The organism is Psychrobacter halotolerans (assembly GCF_039680845.1).
In the GTDB taxonomy this organism is placed as follows: domain Bacteria; phylum Pseudomonadota; class Gammaproteobacteria; order Pseudomonadales; family Moraxellaceae; genus Psychrobacter.
Map to the genome: position 1 here is coordinate 285,374 of NZ_JBDKWD010000002.1, position 17,747 is coordinate 303,120.

Annotated in this window: 17 protein-coding genes; 13 read left to right on the plus strand and 4 right to left on the minus strand. The window is 45.4% G+C overall.

Going from position 1 to position 17,747, the window contains the following annotated elements:
* Positions 1 to 26: 26 nt before the first annotated feature.
* Positions 27 to 1,496: a UDP-glucose/GDP-mannose dehydrogenase family protein gene (locus tag AAJP47_RS04880; RefSeq protein ID WP_346716784.1), complete on the plus strand. Its 1,470-nt coding sequence runs from the start codon at positions 27 to 29 to the stop codon at positions 1,494 to 1,496.
* Positions 1,497 to 1,726: 230 nt separating this feature from the next.
* On the opposite strand, the gene AAJP47_RS04885 is transcribed toward AAJP47_RS04880, so the two are convergent.
* The gene (locus tag AAJP47_RS04885) at positions 1,727 to 3,214 is read right to left on the minus strand and encodes a phosphohexomutase domain-containing protein (RefSeq protein WP_346716785.1); all 1,488 of its coding nucleotides are present in this window, start codon (positions 3,212 to 3,214) and stop codon (positions 1,727 to 1,729) included.
* 139 nt (positions 3,215 to 3,353) lie between these two features.
* Here AAJP47_RS04885 and mazG point away from each other — a divergent pair, with 139 nt between their 5' ends.
* From mazG to yjgA, 8 genes are all read left to right on the plus strand, one after another.
* Positions 3,354 to 4,232, plus strand: coding sequence for a nucleoside triphosphate pyrophosphohydrolase (mazG, locus tag AAJP47_RS04890; RefSeq protein WP_346716786.1), 879 nt, complete (start codon positions 3,354 to 3,356; stop codon positions 4,230 to 4,232).
* Entirely contained in the window at positions 4,216 to 4,590 is a 375-nt protein-coding gene (locus AAJP47_RS04895; RefSeq protein ID WP_497198685.1) for a ComEA family DNA-binding protein, read from the plus strand. Before mazG ends, AAJP47_RS04895 begins: the two co-directional genes overlap by 17 nt.
* A gap of 163 nt (positions 4,591 to 4,753) precedes the next feature.
* The gene (pcnB, locus tag AAJP47_RS04900) at positions 4,754 to 7,063 is read left to right on the plus strand and encodes a polynucleotide adenylyltransferase PcnB (protein ID WP_346716788.1); all 2,310 of its coding nucleotides are present in this window, start codon (positions 4,754 to 4,756) and stop codon (positions 7,061 to 7,063) included.
* A 79-nt stretch (positions 7,064 to 7,142) separates the two neighbouring features.
* Positions 7,143 to 7,730: a 2-amino-4-hydroxy-6-hydroxymethyldihydropteridine diphosphokinase gene (gene folK, locus AAJP47_RS04905; protein WP_346716789.1), complete on the plus strand. Its 588-nt coding sequence runs from the start codon at positions 7,143 to 7,145 to the stop codon at positions 7,728 to 7,730.
* 114 nt (positions 7,731 to 7,844) lie between these two features.
* The gene (gene panB / locus AAJP47_RS04910; RefSeq protein WP_346716790.1) at positions 7,845 to 8,642 is read left to right on the plus strand and encodes a 3-methyl-2-oxobutanoate hydroxymethyltransferase; all 798 of its coding nucleotides are present in this window, start codon (positions 7,845 to 7,847) and stop codon (positions 8,640 to 8,642) included.
* Positions 8,643 to 8,694: 52 nt separating this feature from the next.
* Positions 8,695 to 9,603, plus strand: a complete 909-nt coding sequence (gene panC, locus AAJP47_RS04915; RefSeq protein ID WP_346716791.1) for a pantoate--beta-alanine ligase — start codon at positions 8,695 to 8,697, stop codon at positions 9,601 to 9,603.
* A 42-nt stretch (positions 9,604 to 9,645) separates the two neighbouring features.
* Complete coding sequence (gene rapZ / locus AAJP47_RS04920; protein WP_346716792.1) at positions 9,646 to 10,614, plus strand: RNase adapter RapZ; 969 nt, start codon at positions 9,646 to 9,648, stop codon at positions 10,612 to 10,614.
* 56 nt (positions 10,615 to 10,670) lie between these two features.
* Positions 10,671 to 11,183, plus strand: coding sequence for a ribosome biogenesis factor YjgA (gene yjgA / locus AAJP47_RS04925; RefSeq protein ID WP_346716793.1), 513 nt, complete (start codon positions 10,671 to 10,673; stop codon positions 11,181 to 11,183).
* A gap of 96 nt (positions 11,184 to 11,279) precedes the next feature.
* Here the strand turns inward: yjgA and AAJP47_RS04930 are convergent, their stop codons facing one another.
* Positions 11,280 to 11,900 (minus strand): thiol:disulfide interchange protein DsbA/DsbL, encoded by a 621-nt coding sequence (locus AAJP47_RS04930; RefSeq protein WP_346716794.1) that lies wholly within the window; start codon positions 11,898 to 11,900, stop codon positions 11,280 to 11,282.
* Positions 11,901 to 12,428: 528 nt separating this feature from the next.
* On the opposite strand from AAJP47_RS04930, the gene ubiG reads away from it, so the two are divergent.
* The 4 genes from ubiG to AAJP47_RS04950 all read left to right on the plus strand — a co-directional run bounded on the left by ubiG (position 12,429) and on the right by AAJP47_RS04950 (position 15,347).
* Positions 12,429 to 13,220, plus strand: a complete 792-nt coding sequence (gene ubiG / locus AAJP47_RS04935) for a bifunctional 2-polyprenyl-6-hydroxyphenol methylase/3-demethylubiquinol 3-O-methyltransferase UbiG (protein ID WP_346717102.1) — start codon at positions 12,429 to 12,431, stop codon at positions 13,218 to 13,220.
* 61 nt (positions 13,221 to 13,281) lie between these two features.
* Positions 13,282 to 13,992 carry an HAD family hydrolase gene (locus AAJP47_RS04940; RefSeq protein WP_346716795.1) on the plus strand — a complete coding sequence of 237 codons (711 nt, stop codon included), beginning with the start codon at positions 13,282 to 13,284 and terminating at the stop codon, positions 13,990 to 13,992.
* A 114-nt stretch (positions 13,993 to 14,106) separates the two neighbouring features.
* Complete coding sequence (locus AAJP47_RS04945) at positions 14,107 to 14,931, plus strand: YciK family oxidoreductase (RefSeq protein WP_346716796.1); 825 nt, start codon at positions 14,107 to 14,109, stop codon at positions 14,929 to 14,931.
* Between the two features lie 149 nt (positions 14,932 to 15,080).
* Positions 15,081 to 15,347, plus strand: a complete 267-nt coding sequence (locus AAJP47_RS04950) for a DksA/TraR family C4-type zinc finger protein (protein ID WP_346716797.1) — start codon at positions 15,081 to 15,083, stop codon at positions 15,345 to 15,347.
* Between the two features lie 267 nt (positions 15,348 to 15,614).
* Here AAJP47_RS04950 and AAJP47_RS04955 read toward each other — a convergent pair whose 3' ends face one another.
* Positions 15,615 to 16,850, minus strand: a complete 1,236-nt coding sequence (locus tag AAJP47_RS04955; RefSeq protein ID WP_346716798.1) for a CobW family GTP-binding protein — start codon at positions 16,848 to 16,850, stop codon at positions 15,615 to 15,617.
* A gap of 21 nt (positions 16,851 to 16,871) precedes the next feature.
* On the minus strand, positions 16,872 to 17,630 hold the full coding sequence (gene ompR / locus AAJP47_RS04960) for an osmolarity response regulator transcription factor OmpR (protein ID WP_346716799.1): 759 nt from the start codon (positions 17,628 to 17,630) through the stop codon (positions 16,872 to 16,874).
* Positions 17,631 to 17,747: the final 117 nt, after the last annotated feature.

Genomic DNA, 17,747 nt, shown 5'->3' on the forward strand with positions numbered 1-17,747 from the left:
GTTTAACCTCAGGGTAAGGTAAGTTCATGAGCGCAAATGCAAACGATATACCAATGTCTACCAATAAAGATTTTGATCCAAACCACTTAAGCAATTCTACCGTTTGTGTGCTTATTGGTCACAGTATTGAAGCCATCACGAGTGCGGTGGTGCTGGCAAGTTTGGGTCAGCGTGTCCATTTGTATGCCAATAAAGACATATTGGCTCAGCAGTTACAGCAGTATGGTTTTGAGCATCATTTGCAAGCATTGTGGCACCTGTATGAGCAGCAGCAAATGATTGTGAGTCAAGCATTGCCAGACACGGCTGACAAGCTTATACAGCGCTATGAATCTTTAAACAATGAATCATTAAACCATCAGTCATTAAGTCATGACCCAGCAAACGATGAAGCATTAAGTCGTGAAAACGATCGCGATCTTGAAGCTCAAAGCACTATCGGTGAGCCAATGACAGTGGGGCTTTATTGGGTATTTTTAACCAGTATCAAATCGGTTTGGGCGGAGGACAGCTGGCTGACTGCGTTTAACCACAGTCAGCAGCAAGCAACGCCTTTGATTATGAGCGGTATTGAAAAGCTGGGACACGTTGCTGTTTTGGCTCAGCGTTTGCAGCGCGCGTGGGTGTATTATGTACCCTTTGTCTTCTTAAAGGATGGCGACGCTTATAGCTCGATGTTACACCCATCACTGTGGTTAGTCGGTGAAAAAACGGCAAACAGCAGCGAACATCTACAGATATTAAAGCCTCTAACGCAGCATGCTCACGCTGTTCATCGTGCCGATATTGCCACGATAGAATTTGCCCGTAGTAGTATTATGGCAATGCTTGCGACAAGGGTTAGCTTTATGAACGAGATGTCGCGTTTAGCGGACAGCCAACAAGTTGATATCAGACAGGTGAGTCATATCATGGGGCTCGATGAGCGTGTTGGTAGCAGCTACTTACAAGCTGGGTGGGGATTCGGCGGTAATACTTTACCAACGGAGCTTGATAAGTTGCAGCAGTCGAGTCAAACGCACAGTTTAGACATGCCATTATTGCAGTCTGTGATGCATATCAATGAAGACCAAAAAGAGCTTATCTTCCGTAAGTTTTGGCAGTATTTTAACGGTTTTATTGATAATAGAACGGTCATGATTTGGGGCGGTAGCTATAAATCCGGCTCTGGACGTACGGCAGGTTCAGCCATCCATCCACTATTGGCACTGTTATGGTCTTATAATATTCGTACGCTGATATATAGTGATAAAGCCCAGACAGAATTGGTCACGCTTTATGGCGACCAACCGCTATTTAAACTGATAAACACTCCGTACCAACAGCTGCATGAAGCACAAGCGATTTTTATTATAAGCTGGTCTTCTAACGATCAGTTGGATATCAATCAGCTCAATCAACAAGCAATGCCGATATTTGATGCCCAAAATTCATTGACGCGCTTGCAAGTTGATAGCTTGGTAGGCGATTATATGGGTATTGGTCGCTCTAAATAGTCCTGCTAAAATCTTATCGAACTAAAAAATGCTCGCCAATAGTTAATCGCTATCAGCGAGCATTTTTTTATCTTGAATGGCCTTAGTCGATACTCAATAAAATAGATGGATAGCTTTATAATGCGTGACTCGTAAAAATTTTGCTTGCTTGCTTGCTATGCTGACAGAGGCTACAAAAAATGTATTCCAGTCACGCTATACCTTTCTTATGTTGAACCGACTTTGTGATGTTAGGCAGGTACAGCGCCTTGGGTGGCTAACCACTGCTGAATTTCTTCAATTTTAGCCGCCAATAATGACGCATCACCACGACTTTCAATATTTAGCCGGATAAGTGGTTCTGTATTAGAGGCGCGTAAATTAAAGCGCCACTCCCCAAAGTTGAGACTTAAACCATCGAGTGTGGATTTAGTGGGTTTTTGCAGGCTGAATTTTTCTTCAATCGCACGGATAATGGTGGGAGCATCGTGCGTGGTCAAATGAAAGTTGCGCTCGCCTGAGCTGGGATAATCTTTGATATAGCCTGTAACCAATTCAGACAAGGTCTTGCCTGTGATGGACAGTAGCTCAATGGTCAACAGCCACGGGATCATGCCGCTGTCACAGTAGAAGAAATCACGAAAATAATGGTGCGCCGACATCTCGCCACCGTAGACAGCACCAGAATTACGCATAACTTGTTTGATAAAAGAATGTCCCGATTTACTGATCGCCGCTTTGCCATGGTGTTGTTCTATCACCGCTTCAGTGTTGTATATCACTCGCGGGTCATAGACGATGGTTTCATTGGCATACTTGTTCAAAAAGGCTTGCGCCAACATACCTACGATGTAGCTACCATCAATAAACGCGCCATTTTCATCGAATAAAAAACAGCGGTCAAAATCACCATCGAACGCAATTCCTAGATCTGCTTTGTGTTCTAAAACCGCTTGCTGGGTCGCTGCTCTATTGGTTTCAATCATAGGATTGGGAATGCCATTGGGAAAGCTGCCATCAGGAGTGTGATGTAGCGTAATAATCTCGATGGGCGTATCCGCTTGTGCGAGCTTATCAATCAATAAGTCGACAACAGGGCCAGCACTGCCATTACCTGAATTAATCACCAATTTGAGTGGTTTTAGTTTATCCGTATCGATAAAAGTCATTAAGTGAGCGATATAAGCGCTTTTATCGCTTATTAATTGTAGTGTGCCCGATGGACGATCATTGGTAAATTGTCCTGATTCTGCTAATGCTTGAATCTCTGCCAAACCATCATCGCCACTGATGGGTTTTGAGTGCTCTTTCACCAATTTTAAGCCATTATAATTAATAGGGTTGTGGCTGGCCGTCACTTCAATACCGCCCAGTACTTGATAATGGCTGGTGGCAAAATACACCTCTTCTGTGCCAGTCATGCCCAAATCAATAACGTCAGCGCCTGCATCTAACATACCTCGAATGGCCGCTTGTTTTAGCTGCTCACTTGAATGACGAATATCACTGCCGATCACGATAGCAGCTTGTAGATTTGCCATATCGCTGCTTTGCGTTTCGGTTGTTGTGTGATAACGCTGCAATAAAATCTGCGCAAAGGCACGTCCAATACGATAAGCGATATCTTCATCAAGATTGACGCCAAGCTCACCGCGAATATCATAAGCTTTGAATGAATTGATCGTAATGGGACTGAATTCAGTCGCTGGTTGATAGCGAATGGGCGCAGAAGTGGACATAGTGATAAAATTCCTTGTGCGTGAGCAGTGGTAGAATGAAGAAGTAAGAGGCACAATTATAAGTCAGTCAGCGTTCAATGATACACTAACACTAAAATTAACAACCTAAAAAAACGTTAAAAATATAAGAGCATCCTTTATGACTACTTTTACGACTACGCCAAACAAACATGTCACAGTGCCAACACCAGTACAAGGAACACCAGACGCCAGTGGGCAACTTGACGATCTGTTAGCACTCATGGCAAGACTGCGAGCCGACTGTCCGTGGGACAAAAAGCAAACCAATCACAGCCTAATCCCTTATGCGATTGAAGAGGCTTACGAGTTGGGCGAGGCCGTACAAAGCGATGACGACGAGGACATCAAAGGTGAGCTTGGTGATGTGTTACTACAAGTGGTTTTTCATTGTCAGATCTATGCAGAGCAAGGCCGTTTTGATCTTGCTGATGTCATTACTACCTTACAAGAGAAGCTGGTTCGGCGTCATCCGCACGTCTTTGAAGCCGAAACGCTCAAAGATGATGTGGCAGTCAAAGCGCGCTGGGATGAGATTAAGGCAGAGGAAAAACAAGAGCGTGTGTCACGTGGTAAACCGCCGCGCCGTTTAGATGAAGTCAAAGCGGGCAGTGCTCTAATGCAGGCGCAGGATGTACAAAAGCAGGCGTCCAAGCTTGGTTTTGACTGGGACGGTATCAGTGGCGCTTTTGATAAGTTGGATGAAGAAGTTAGTGAATTAAAGGCTGAGCTGATAGATAAATCAAAAGCAGACATTAAAGCCAATATTAAAGAGATAGAAAAAGAGCTTGGCGACTGTATGTTTGCCCTAGTCAATGTCGCTCGAAAACTAAACCTTGATGCAGAGGCTGCAACGTTAACCTGCGTGCATAAGTTTAAGTCGCGCTTTGGTTACATCGAAGAGCAGCTGGCAAGTATCGGTAAGCGCTTAGAAGACAGTGACATAACCGAGATGGATGCACTGTGGGAAGCGGCGAAACGACATGAACGTTCCCAGTAATAGATACATTATAAATATAATAAAGAGCGCTGCTAGCTGTCTAGTGGCAGTTTTGCTAATGAATGGGGCTAATGCGGCGCCTTGTTTTGATGATCCGCAACGCGCTTATGAGTATCTGTTAGCAAAAGAAAAATCAGTCATAAAAGCACGTGATGAGACAATCGTGAACATCAATCGTGCCAGCGAAAGTGAGTTAGTGTCGCTAAATGGGATTGGCAGCAGCAAAGCGCGCGCAATTATCTTATACCGCGATATGTTTGGCGGTTTTAAAACGGTTGATGAGCTAAAAAACGTCAAAGGCATTGGTGCAAAAACGCTTGAGAAAAACCGAGCGCGTTTGCGCGTACAGGACAGATAGCCCTATTTTGTATAAATTAACCCCAATATTGATAAAATAGCATGTAAGTAAATGTCATAACACACCCAGCACCGACAAAATTTGTTAAACTAGCGGTTACATCCGCCTGACAAACGCTGTGTTCGTTAGGGGTGAGTAAAGAATACCGGCGAGGAGTAGATGCATGGCCGAGCGTGCCGCCAAGCAGTTAGAACTGAACAAATCTGAATTACCCAATTCCATTACAGAAGTGATTGCCACATTGACGCGAGCTGGGTTTGATGCCTATATCGTCGGTGGCGGTGTGCGTGATACTTTATTGGGTCTGCGTCCGAAAGACTTTGATGCCGTGACTGATGCCAAGCCGCATGAGATCAAAGACGTCTTTGGCAAGCGCTGCCGCATTATTGGTCGCCGCTTTCAATTGGCGCATGTCTATTCTGGGCGCGAATTGATTGAAGTGGCAACGTTTCGTGGGCCACCAACCAGTGATGCCAATACCAATCGGGACGGCATGATTCTGCGCGATAATGTGTGGGGTGATATTAAGCAAGATTTTTCTCGCCGTGATTTTTCTATTAATGCGCTCTATTATCAGCCACTCAAAGGCGTGGTCCATGATTTTTGCGGCGCACTTGAAGACATCGATAATAGAATTATTCGTCTATTGGGCGATGCCCCCGTTCGTATTGAAGAAGATCCGGTACGCTTACTACGTGCCTTACGTTTCAAAGCCAAACTGGGCTTTGAGTTTGATGACGCCTTGGCCGCGCAGTTCCATGAGGGTAATTGGGCATTGCTTGAGCAAATATCACCGCATCGTCTGTATGATGAAACGCAAAAAATGTTTACGGGCGGCTATTTGGTGCCATTATTGCCGTTATTGTTCGAGTCAGGCGCCATTGATAGCTTGGTTATTTATCCGCCGTCTGAGCCAAGTGCGTTAGTGAATCAAGTGGCAATCAATACAGACAAACGCATTGCTGCTGGCAAAAGCATCAATCCAGCGTTTTTCTACGCTGCTCTCTTGTGGGAAAATTATCTGCATCAATTGGCCAAAGCCAAAAAGCGTAATATGCCATTTGCTGAAGCGCAAATGCATGCGGCGGGTAAAGTCATTGATCGTCAGCGTATCAAAACGGCAATCCCTAAATTTGCCGAACAGTTTATCCGTGATATTTGGATATTACAGCCAAAACTTGCCGCTCCGCGCAGCAAGCAAATCATCCAGCTCTCTGAGCATCCACGCTTCCGCGCAGGCTTTGACTTTTTATTATTGCGTGAGCAATGCGGTGATGCCGAACATCCCTTATCAGAGTCCACCAATGAGATGGGCGACTGGTGGCAGACGTATCAAACGTTGTCAGAGCAAGAGCAGCAGCAAGCCATTGATGCGTTCGATGAAAATATTCGACGCGGCGCTTATAAGCAAGGGCAAGGCCCGCGCGGTCGCGGACGCAATCGTCAAAAGGTTGAGGCAAATGCCGTTGATGATTCAACTGGCAATCAACAAAATGCCAATCAACAACATGGTAAGCAAAGTAAAGCCAATGGTAGCACTGAAAAAGGTATGAACGATCAGACAATGGTAAATAATTCAGCAAACGTTCCATCACGTCGACGCCGTGCTGCTAGCCAGCTCTCAAGCTCTGATAAGCAATCGGCTAGCCATAAAAACCAAGGTTACGATGCTACGCAAGCCAAACAAGACAGCAGTGAGCTTGCTCAATTACAGCAGTTGTCTTTGGCTAATAATGACAATCAAACCGCAAGTAAGCATCACAATACCAAGCCTGCGCCATTGTTTGTGATAGAGCACGAAAAAGTTGTGCCGCCATTAAAAAGACAACTGGCGAATGATGAAAGCTCCAAACCTGTCAAAGCGACTGTGAAGAAGACAGCCGCTGCTAAGAAGGTTGCAACGAAAGAAGAAGTGCAGCCATCTAGTACAAAACAGGCTGAGGGTAAGGCATCACCAGTCAAAACCACCACCCATGTCAGCCGTTCGGTCGCAAGCACACCTGCACTGGTCAGCATGAATAACGAGCCGGTTCCGCATAAGCGTCGCCGTCGTCAGCCCAGTGTTGACAGTGCCCATGGTGACTATAGTAACGACAGTAACGACAGTAACCACAGCGCTAATGGTATCGACACCCAAGCGCCAGTGAATCAACAAAGTGCTAATGATAAGAACGCGTCTGAGCAGTATGCGAGAAAAGCCCCAAAACCAGCGGCTGAGTTTGGCGATAAAACGGAAACCAAAACCAGACGATCTAGAAAGCCGGCTCAAAAGTCGGTTACGGAAAGCAAATCTACAGAAGCTAGCCCTATAGAAACAGAATCCGCGCCTACGCAAAATAAACAGGCTAAAGATAAACAGGCTAAAGCGAGTCAAGGGGCTGATAGTCAGACTAGCGTTAGTAAAATGACTGACAATAAAGGTCCAGTGCCATCGAAACGTCGTCGTCGCCAACCCAATACCAACAACGCTTAATGTTCATTGTGTTTAAGCAGGTTGCGGCTTAAGAGCGATAGCAGAAATTGACCGTAGATTTTAGAGTACAGTGACAACCATGACCAGTTTTGAAAGCCTTGCCAATGGTCGTAGCGGACAAGCAGATGCTACCTACCATCCTACAACCAACGATCGTCAAGATAAAGGGGCGTGGCACACGTGTTATGTGGGCTTGGGTAGCAATTTGGCGAATGATTTGGGGTCGCCAGTAGAGCATTTGCAGCAAGCGCTGGCTGGGTTGCAAGGTCATAATGACATATGTAATGTTAGCATCTCCTCGTTTTATGCCTCATCTCCCATGGGGCCACAAGACCAACCTGACTTTGTTAACGCAGTTGCGGGTTTTGAGACAAGACTGACAGCGTTTGAATTGCTCGCCTTTTGCCAACAGTTAGAACAGAGTGCTAAGCGTGCCCGCCTCCGTCGTTGGGGTGAGCGCAGTCTGGACGTCGATATTTTATTATATGGCGACTTACAGATGACAGAGACGCAGCTGACCATTCCGCATGCTGGACTTTTTGAACGTAATTTTGTCTTGATACCTCTGCGAGAGTTGGCGCCCAATCTAACAATTGCAGGCGTTTCAATCACTGACTGTCCACAAAGTAGTGACTGGACAGGTTTAACGCGCTTATCGAGTACCTAAAAAGCGCGACTGATTGAGTAAGCATAAGCAAGTGACAAGCGTTATTCATTTAAAATTTTAAAACAGGCGTGGTTGATTGATAATTAAAGGCATTGAATGTCGATTGAGGATCATATGACAACATTATCTACTTTAAATAAATTTAAGAAAGATGGCACCAAGTTTACTTGCTTGACGTGCTATGACGCGATGTTTGCAAGAATGATGGAAGCGGCACAGATTGATACTATTTTAATCGGCGACAGCTTGGGTATGGTCGTACAAGGCCATGACTCGACATTGCCTGTCACTGTGGCAGATATGGTTTATCACACCGCCAACATCGCTCGTAGCAATAAGCAGGCACTAATTTTGGCTGACTTGCCCTTTATGAGTTATGTGACGCTACCAGAAGCCGTCGCTAACAGTCGGCAATTGATGCAGGCGGGCGCACATGTAATCAAAATTGAAGGCGGTAGTGAGCTGTGTGATCTTGTCACAAAACTGGCGCAGGCAGGAACGCCCACTTGCGTGCATCTCGGTTTGACCCCGCAATCGGTCAATGTTTTTGGTGGTTATAAAGTCCAAGGACGCGGTGATGCAGCCGCAAAAGTGCTTGCTGATGCAAAAGCAGTGGTTGCTGCTGGTGCGGCCTTATTGGTATTAGAGTGCGTCCCAGCTGAACTTGCTAAGCAAATAACGGAAGCGGTGACCGTACCAGTCATTGGGATTGGTGCAGGGGCCGATACTGACGGTCAAGTGCTGGTCATGCATGACATGCTAGGGATGATTCACGGCCGTGCCCCTCGTTTTGTCCATGATTTTTTGACTGATGAGCGTAACAGCGCACGCAGTATCGAAGGCGCATTTGGCCTTTACCAGCAGTCAGTGCGTGAAGGCACGTTTCCAGCTGAGTCGCATCAATTCAGTTAATGTATCTACTCGTTAGTTTATCCAAGATTTGATAACAGAAGACCACCCAACCATGCCTATTGTTCATCATCGTATATCGACATTGCGTGACGCATTACAGCCTTATCGTGGTTTGCAAAATGACGGGCAAAGTCGCTCACAGCGTATTGCTTTAGTGCCAACCATGGGCAATCTGCATGCAGGGCATCTTGAATTGGTGAGAATTGCCAAACAGCGGGCAGAGGTTGTGGTGGTCAGTATATTTGTCAATCCTACGCAATTTGGTGTGGGCGAAGACTTTGATAGCTATCCTCGTACGCTGGATGAGGATATTGCAAAGCTAGCCACGGTCGATGCTGATTATGTTTTCGCGCCTAGTATCGATGAGATGTACCCAGTCTTGCCACCGCCGACCACTGTGCTGGCAGGGGCTATTACGGATCAATTGTGTGGTCAAACGCGTCCTGGGCACTTCGATGGTGTGGGTATTGTCGTTGCTAAGTTATTTAATATTGTGCAACCGGATATGGCTATTTTTGGGCAAAAGGACTATCAACAGCTGGCTATTATCAAGCAGTTGGTACGCGATTTGAGCTATCCTATTGAGATTGTAGGAGCACCTATTGTTCGTGCTGATGATGGACTGGCCTTATCCTCTCGTAATCAGTATTTAAGTGAGACTGAGCGTCAAATCGCTCCTATATTGCACCAAGAGCTACAACGTTTGGCACATGAACTAGAAAACCATACGCTAAGCGTGCAAGAGTCTAAAGCCTTACTGGCTAAAGCGCATAATCGAATTACGGAAGTCGGTTTTGTGATTGATTATTTAGAAATCAAAACCGAGAGTTTGGATGCTCCACGCCATACTACAGACAGTTTTAATGTTGAACGCAAAGATTTAATCATTCTAGTCGCGGCTTGGCTGGGACGTGCACGTTTGTTGGACAACCAACGAGTGACGGTGAATCAGCCGTTATAATATAGTAGCTTGCAAAATGCAATGGACTAAAATGGGTGAATCATGGATGTAAATCAGGACAGTAGTAACGATGATACCAAACAGGTAGCACGTAAATCCGCCGCTGATAAGCTCAGTATTTTAGTTGTGTCAGGTCTTTCAGGCTCGGGTAAAACCTCAGTATTAAATATCTTAGAAGATCTCGGCTATTATTCCATTGATAATCTGCCGTTGTCATTGCTTGCCAATGCCACCCATAAACTGGTTAATGAAAGTGGCATTCGCCGCATTGCGCTTGGTGTTGACATTCGAACGCCGCGTGCCGATTTGTCCAATTTTGCAGAAATGTACGAATCACTAAAAAACACATATGGCGATCAGGTGGTAAAGGTGGTGTATGTGACCGCGCAAGAAATGGCGTTGGTTGCTCGCTTTAATGCCACTCGCCGTGTCCATCCTTTGATGTCGCTGGACATTGATAATAGTGACAATGCAAAACATATTGCTTTTAATTTACCAGCGGCGATCAAAAAAGAGGGTGAGCTATTAAAGCCCGTTGCCAGCCATGCTGATATCAAAATTGATACCAGCAACTTAAATATTCATCAGCTAAAAGACAGTCTGCGTGACTACATCGGTGTGGACAATCAGATTGTGATTAACTTGCTGTCTTTTGGGTTTAAATATGGCAGTCCGATTGATGCCGACTTTGTATTTGATGTCAGAATACTACCCAATCCCCATTGGAACCCTGAGCTGCGTACATCGACAGGACTTGATGCTGAGGTCGCTGCTTTTTTTGTAGACTGTCCAGATGTCGCTGAGATGATCGATGATCTCAGTCGCTTTTTGACGCGTTGGTTGCCCGAGTTTTTACACAATAACCGCCATACAGTAACGGTTGCCATTGGCTGCACGGGCGGTAAACATCGCTCCGTGTTCATTACTGACAATTTACAACGCCGTCTTGCCGATACTATGCCAAAAGGCATAAAGGTACTGGCAAAGCACCGTGAAAAGAATCGTTGGTAGTGGTGCTATACCTCAAATATTACTAATTTTATTATTCATTATTTTGGAAAGTGTTTATGATTGACTGGTCAGAACAGGACATGCGCGTCTCGCGTACCGAACTCAAAAAAGCCCATGAGCGCTTGCAACAGTTGTCGATACCGCTTGCCAGCTTGTCGAAAAAACAGCTCAAAAACTTACCAGCCAGTGATTATTTTATGGCAGAGTTGATGGCATTGGCAGACATTACCAGTGCCAATGCTCGTAATCGCCAGACCAAGCGTGTCGGTAAGCTCATTAGTGAAGAAAATCGTCATGAATTGGTGAAAGCCTTGTTTGATGCGGTGTTTCCTAAAGAGCAAATTTCTAAAATAGAAAGCTGGCACGAGCGTTTAAACATCAATGATGAAGGAACGCTAAAACAGTTTGTAAAACAGTATAAGGCTTCTGAGCATAACAGCATGTATCAACTGCTACTATGGATTGAGTATGCCAAGCACACGCAGGATGACGAGCTGATGAGAGAGTCAAAAGCGGATTTGGCAAGTTATATTCGTGAAGTGGCTATCTTGTCACAGTTAAAGAAGTAATCATAAAAAGATTGTATAAAAAAAGCCAATCCTTCAAAGATTGGCTTTTTTATGCATGCATGATCAGTAGCGCGTCTATTAAAAACAAAGACTACATTATTTCTTCTCAGCGCGAACCTTGTCTACCAAAAATTCAACGACTTTAGGTACCGTGGCATCTTCGCCTGTCACTACATACTTGCCCTGTACCACGACTGCTGGTACGCCAGAGAGCTGATAACGCTTAGCACCGGCTTGTGAACGACCAATTTTTGTGCCCACTGCAAATGAATTATAAAGGCTGTTGAATTTCTTTTCATCAACGCCTTTTGAGCCATACCATTTGCTCAATGAGGCTTGGTCAAACAGTTTTTTACCGTCTTTATGGATCGCATCAAATAGAGGTTTATGAGTTTTATTTTCAAATCCCAAAAGCTGAGCGGCATAAAAACCACGAGCATTGGCTTCCCAAACGGGATTAAGCGCGGCTGGTGTTTTAAAGAATGCCACATCTTTGTCTTTGGTCTTTGCCCATTTTTCCATATGCGGGTCAAGTTTATAGCAATGCGGGCAACCATACCAAAAAAACTCACGAACTATGATCGCATCACCGCTGATTTTTTCTGGATTGTCTATCACGCGATAGTCTTTTCCAGCGACGTAGTCGGCAGCTTGTGCGCCCATAGTAGCAAGTCCGATGGCCATGGCCAGACCAGTCAGTGTGATGACACGTTTCATACTTTATCCTTGAGGTGTGGAGGCTTAGGGGTGGTTAGCGTGCTTATATATCATTGGCTTGAGTTTCATAAACAATATAGCGACACGTAAAACTGATCTATAACAGTACATCGGCTATGATAACGTAAAACGTGTGTACTTGTGAATCCGAATCTTAACGAACAGTTGTAAAGCTGTCAGTTATTATTTAAGGTACATTGCTTAAACAAGGTACATTGCTTAAATAGGTAGATAGTTGAAACTCAATAAAACCAATACACGACATTATCTATATCAAGCCAGCAAGATCTATACCACATTTCATGAGAATTGAAGATAGCTATAGCAAAAGGGGCACAGGTAGGTGGTTACCAATGCCACTCACAATCGGTGACGATGTACTCACGACAAAGTTGCTGCTCTCATGCTAATATTAAACCCATAATTTTGCACTGTATACGTTAATAACGATAATGACAATAAAGGAAAACCATTATGGGCCAAGCGACCCCTTCTTTGAATGAGCAAGAAAACCATCGTACTGATGATATGGCAGCGACCACCATCAATGTGGATGCTGGTGAAGTTGAGAAATTCAACAAATTGGCCAGCGAATGGTGGAGCAACACGGGCGCCTTTGCAACCTTGCACGAAATCAATCCTCTGCGTTTAAATTGGATAGAGGAGAACGTCAAACGCAGCTATCAATCTGCCCTTGCGGCGAAAGATAGTACTGCTCAAGGTGTGCATAAAACAGCGGATACAGGACTTGCGGGCAAAAAAGTGCTGGATGTTGGTTGTGGCGGCGGTATATTGTCTGAATCCATGGCGCAACGTGGTGCCGATGTCACAGGGATCGATCTGGGCACCGAAAATCTAAAAGCCGCGGCGCTACATGCAGAGCAAAGCGGTTTAGAAAATACCTTACGCTACCAGCATATTCCAGTAGAAGAGTTGGCAAAAACCCACGCCGGTCAGTTCGATGTAGTGACTTGTATGGAGATGCTTGAGCATGTGCCAGACCCAAGCTCAATTGTTCGTGCTTGCTTTGCATTATTGGCACCGGGCGGTGTTTGTGTGTTATCAACGATCAATCGTAACCCCAAATCCTATTTGTTTGCCATCGTTGGGGCAGAGTATGTCTTACGTTTGCTGGATCGCGGCACTCATGATTATGCCAAGTTTATTACACCCGCTGAACTCGACAAAATGGCAGTTGATACTGGATTTACGCGGCAAGATATCATTGGTTTACACTACAATCCGTTGACCAAGCGCTACTGGCTCGCCCAAAATGTCGATGTCAATTATATGATAGCGGTAAAAAAACCGATCGTTTAAACCACGCGCGTTTGTTTTCTTTATTCTCACTAAGTCAGTCATCAATTTAAGAGCATTCTTTATGGCCCAATTTATAAAAGCGGTTTTATTTGACCTTGATGGGACACTCATCGACACGGCTGCCGACTTTGTCCGTATCATTGGTAAAATGAGTCGCGAGAATACTTGGCAAGCGCCGCCTGAAGCAGAGATTCGTGAGCAGGTTTCTGCCGGTGCCTCGGCCATGGTAAAATTGATGCTACGATACAATGAGCAAATCGATGTCAGCGAAGAGGCCTTGCTGAATTTTCGCCAGCAGTTTTTAGATGACTACGAGGCGGATATATGTATCGACAGCTGCGTATTTGCTGAATTGGAAGAAGTGTTGACCACACTTGAAAAACAAGGCGTACCTTGGGGTATTGTGACCAATAAGCCGCGTTATTTGGCAGAGCAGTTGTTAAATAAAATGGCGTTAGACGAGCGCTGCGCTGTTTTGATCTGTCCTGATGATGTATCGCGCTCAAAACCTGATCCAGAGCCTATGTATATGGCGCTCGAGAAGCTGAGTATTCCTCGCGGGGCGGCTGGCTGTGTGTTGTACGTGGGCGATCACGTACGAGACATAGAAGCTGGAAAAGCGGCAGGTATGCCAACGATTTTGGCGGCGTACGGCTACATTCCTGCTGAAGATCAAAAAAATCTAAAAGCGTGGGGCGCTGATTATATTGTCGAGACTCCCCAGCAATTGAATGAGTTGCTACTGTCTTCTGGCCGCTTTGACTACGTATAAACCGTGTATAAACCCTTATATAAATCTCTGTACGATGAAGCCAATACCCTTATAAACAAGTAGTCCTGCAACTATTAACCCCTAACTATTAAACACTAAATAGTGAGTGATACCATGAGCACAAACATTGACCAATTGGCGGACCCACAAGCCGCCCAAACTCCGACAACTACGTTGACTCATGATGACATTCGCAGTTTTGTGCCTCCTGATAACTGCTTGGACGGTAAGACCATATTGGTGACAGGGGCAGGCGACGGTATTGGCCGCGTGGCCGCATTGACTTATGCCCGTTATGGCGCCACTGTTTTGCTGTTGGGTCGTACCAGCAGTAAACTTGAATACGTTTACGATGAAATTGAGAGCTTCGGTGGTAAACAGCCGGCCATGCTGCCAATGAATCTAGAAGGTGCCACTTATGCTGAGATGCAGCAGCTAGAAGGACTAATCAATAAAGAAGTCGGTCAGCTGGATGGCATTTTGCACAATGCGGGGATGCTGGGGCAACTGACACCGCTTGAGATGTATGATGTTGATATGTTCGCCGATGTGATGAAGGTCAACTTTACGGCAACCTTTATGCTGACCCAAGCGTTACTACCGTTACTAAAAGACGCAGATCATGGTTCCATCGTCTTTACGTCTAGCACCGTTGGTACTACTCCGCGCGCGTTCTGGGGTGCTTATGCGCTGTCGAAGCAGGCAGTAGAGGGCATGAGCGATATCTTTACCCAAGAGACGCAAAACACCACAAACCTGCGCTTCAACTGTGTCAATCCGGGCGGTACGCGTACCAACATGCGTGCTCATGCGTATCCAGGAGAGAACCCTATGAGCCTCAAAACGCCTGAAGACATCATGGCAGGCTATGTCTGTTTGATGAGTGATGAGAGTATTGGGGTACGCGGACAAGTGATTGAGCTACAGCCCAAGGATTAGCAAAACGTTAATGAAGCCTAGACCAATGCTAGCGTCGCTTTTATAAAAAATTCAATATCCGTCAGCCGCTTGCAATTAGCGATAAAAGCCCCATCTATTTGTTATTAAAGAAATTATGTATAATTAATAATAACAAATAGGATAAAATTATGGCAGGTGGCTGGTCAAGAGATGGTGCTGAGCACGAACAAATGGATGCAACTGTCAATGATGCGCTAGAGCGCGCTCGGCGTTCACTACCAACGGGCGTTAGTGCTGAGTTTTGCGATGAATGTGGCAATCCCATTCCAGAAGCGAGGCGGCTGGCTGTGCCCGGTATTCAGCATTGTGTGAGTTGCCAAACTGAGCTTGAGCAAGAGGCGAGAGCCGCTGAATTATTTAATCGCCGTGGTAGTAAAGACAGCCAATTGCGTTAACTGATCTATTTAACTAGGTCACTTAACTAAGCTAATCGAGTTAAATTAAAAAAAGCGAACCCTGCTATCGAGTAGGGTTCGCTTTTTTGTGCTGTCTGTTTTTGAATCTCTATACTGACGTATGATTACTATATAGTCGGTAAATGGTCAAATTGACCTATCAATAGTCAGGCACTACTGGTATAAGTTTTTGTTGCTTGCTGTGTCGTTGCAGACAGAGGCAGCAAAAAACGAGTCCTATTCTCACTGTGCCTTTTTTATATTGGATTAACTACATAATACCAGTGCCATTAATTCACGGTCGTATGCTTCCCAATCTATAGTTGATGATAGTGTAGGATTGTCTGCTACGTTTGCTTGATCGCTACCCAGCACCTTGTCTTGACTATCATTGGCCTTCTCCAACTGCAAGATAATCTCTAACCGACTATCGACTTGAGCGCTAACGGTACTTGTGGTTAAGCTGTCAGGCGTAAAGTTGATTTGTAGCCAGCCATCAGTCGTATGCACAATGCCTTTAATACGTTGCCAGCTCGGCAGTTGTAATAGCCACTCTTGCAACTCATTGGCTTTTAGTACATACGCTGCGGGTAGACGCCAACCTGCCAAAAACATATCTTGCTGTGTCTCATGATAACGATAAGGTTGATCAAGTTCTGTATCGGCCGGAACGTCATCATTGATTTGTGAAGGGTCTGGCGATGAGGCATTTGATAATGAGGAAGAGGATAAAGCGGTATTTAGAGGTCGCAAATTCACAATAGATTGTTGAGGAAGGGCAATAGTAACCTTACGCTGCTTTGCAATAATATGACTGAGTTTGGTCAGTGGCACAGTTAGCTCAGACAAGTAAGTATTTGATAACTTAGCATCGTCCAATGTGGTCTGAGTTGGCGCTGACCAAATGATGCTGACTTGCGGGTTGAGCCCAGCTATCCAATCTTGTAAGGCAAGCTTATCGCTATCGGTAAATTGAGCATAACGATTAATCACTAAGACATCAGCATCGCGAACATGCGCTTGAAAACCATCATGGGTACGATACTTTTCTTGCTGCCACTGCACACCGTTCAGCACCGTTATCACGGCCTGCATCTTTAAAGCGGTCTGCCAATGCGGCTCGCTTAGCTGACGTATCAGCTCACGCGGATGCGCCAGTCCGGTGGGTTCAATAAGCAGGCGCTGCGGATGATGATCGCTCAGTAGGCGACTGATAGCAATCTGTAGTGGCAGCTGGCTGGTACAACATATACAGCCGCCATTCACTTCCCGAATAGCAATACTATTTTTATCAATCGTCTCGTCTTGAGCGCTTGCTAAAAGTGAGCCATCGATACCGATACGTCCAAATTCATTAATCAGTAACGCCCAGCGTTCATCAGCAGGTTTAGTCGCCAATAACTGATTGATAACCGTGGTTTTACCCGCACCCAAAAACCCTGTCACCAAGGTGCAGGGTATGTTTTGAAAAACAGTGGTCTTTTTTGTAGCAGGATTAGTCATGTCAGTAAGAGTGGCGACAAGTTATTCACTTTTCACGTCTTCAATATCGGCTTCGTCAGGTACGAATACATAACCTACGCCCCATACGGTTTGAATATAACGCGCTTGAGACGGATTGTCTTCAATCAAACGGCGCAGACGGGATACTTGGACATCGATAGAGCGCTCCATGGCACCCCATTCGCGACCACGGGCAAGGTTCATAAGCTTATCGCGTGTCAACGGCTCACGTGGATGCTGAACCAACGCTTTTAGCACCGAAAACTCACCTGTGGTTAAAGTCACGACATTACCGTCACGTTTGAGTGTACGAGTTGATAAGTCCAAGGTCCAAGGACCAAACTCAACCACTTCAAGTTGGTGACTTGGCGCGCCAGGCAACTCGCGGTTTTGACGACGTAGTACGGCTTTAATACGAGCCAACAGCTCTTTTGGGTTAAAAGGTTTGGGCAGATAATCGTCCGCACCCGCTTCTAGTCCTGCAATGCGATCTGCATCGCCACCTTTCGCGGTCAGCATAATGATTGGGATGTCGCCGTTATTTTCGCGCAGACGCTTACAAATATTGATGCCATCTTCGCCCGGTAACATCAAATCTAGTACCACAAGCGAGAAAAGCTCACGCTGCATAAGCTTGTCCATTTGGCTACCGTCATGGGCGGTACGGACGACAAACCCATCGTCTTCTAGAAAACGTTGCAGCAAAGAGCGCAAACGCGCATCATCATCGACCACTAAGATACGCTGAGTCAAAGTATCATGGCTGTTATTATCAGTCATACGGGCATCCTCTTATAAAAATTATTATTAGCAGAAACGGTTAACGCTTAGTAAAATATGATTGTTCATAAAATAGGGTGATTATTTGATGGTCAATCCGTTGATTATTGAAAATCC

Excerpts from the sequence above, each read along its gene's own strand:
- AAJP47_RS04880 (WP_346716784.1), top strand. The coding sequence starts at position 27 with ATGAGCGCAAATGCAAACGATATACCAATGTCTACCAATAAAGATTTT.
- AAJP47_RS04885 (WP_346716785.1), bottom strand. The coding sequence starts at position 3,214 with ATGTCCACTTCTGCGCCCATTCGCTATCAACCAGCGACTGAATTCAGT.
- mazG (WP_346716786.1), top strand. The coding sequence starts at position 3,354 with ATGACTACTTTTACGACTACGCCAAACAAACATGTCACAGTGCCAACA.
- AAJP47_RS04895 (WP_497198685.1), top strand. The coding sequence starts at position 4,216 with ATGAACGTTCCCAGTAATAGATACATTATAAATATAATAAAGAGCGCT.
- pcnB (WP_346716788.1), top strand. The coding sequence starts at position 4,754 with ATGGCCGAGCGTGCCGCCAAGCAGTTAGAACTGAACAAATCTGAATTA.
- folK (WP_346716789.1), top strand. The coding sequence starts at position 7,143 with ATGACCAGTTTTGAAAGCCTTGCCAATGGTCGTAGCGGACAAGCAGAT.
- panB (WP_346716790.1), top strand. The coding sequence starts at position 7,845 with ATGACAACATTATCTACTTTAAATAAATTTAAGAAAGATGGCACCAAG.
- panC (WP_346716791.1), top strand. The coding sequence starts at position 8,695 with ATGCCTATTGTTCATCATCGTATATCGACATTGCGTGACGCATTACAG.
- rapZ (WP_346716792.1), top strand. The coding sequence starts at position 9,646 with ATGGATGTAAATCAGGACAGTAGTAACGATGATACCAAACAGGTAGCA.
- yjgA (WP_346716793.1), top strand. The coding sequence starts at position 10,671 with ATGATTGACTGGTCAGAACAGGACATGCGCGTCTCGCGTACCGAACTC.
- AAJP47_RS04930 (WP_346716794.1), bottom strand. The coding sequence starts at position 11,900 with ATGAAACGTGTCATCACACTGACTGGTCTGGCCATGGCCATCGGACTT.
- ubiG (WP_346717102.1), top strand. The coding sequence starts at position 12,429 with ATGGCAGCGACCACCATCAATGTGGATGCTGGTGAAGTTGAGAAATTC.
- AAJP47_RS04940 (WP_346716795.1), top strand. The coding sequence starts at position 13,282 with ATGGCCCAATTTATAAAAGCGGTTTTATTTGACCTTGATGGGACACTC.
- AAJP47_RS04945 (WP_346716796.1), top strand. The coding sequence starts at position 14,107 with ATGAGCACAAACATTGACCAATTGGCGGACCCACAAGCCGCCCAAACT.
- AAJP47_RS04950 (WP_346716797.1), top strand. The coding sequence starts at position 15,081 with ATGGCAGGTGGCTGGTCAAGAGATGGTGCTGAGCACGAACAAATGGAT.
- AAJP47_RS04955 (WP_346716798.1), bottom strand. The coding sequence starts at position 16,850 with ATGACTAATCCTGCTACAAAAAAGACCACTGTTTTTCAAAACATACCC.
- ompR (WP_346716799.1), bottom strand. The coding sequence starts at position 17,630 with ATGACTGATAATAACAGCCATGATACTTTGACTCAGCGTATCTTAGTG.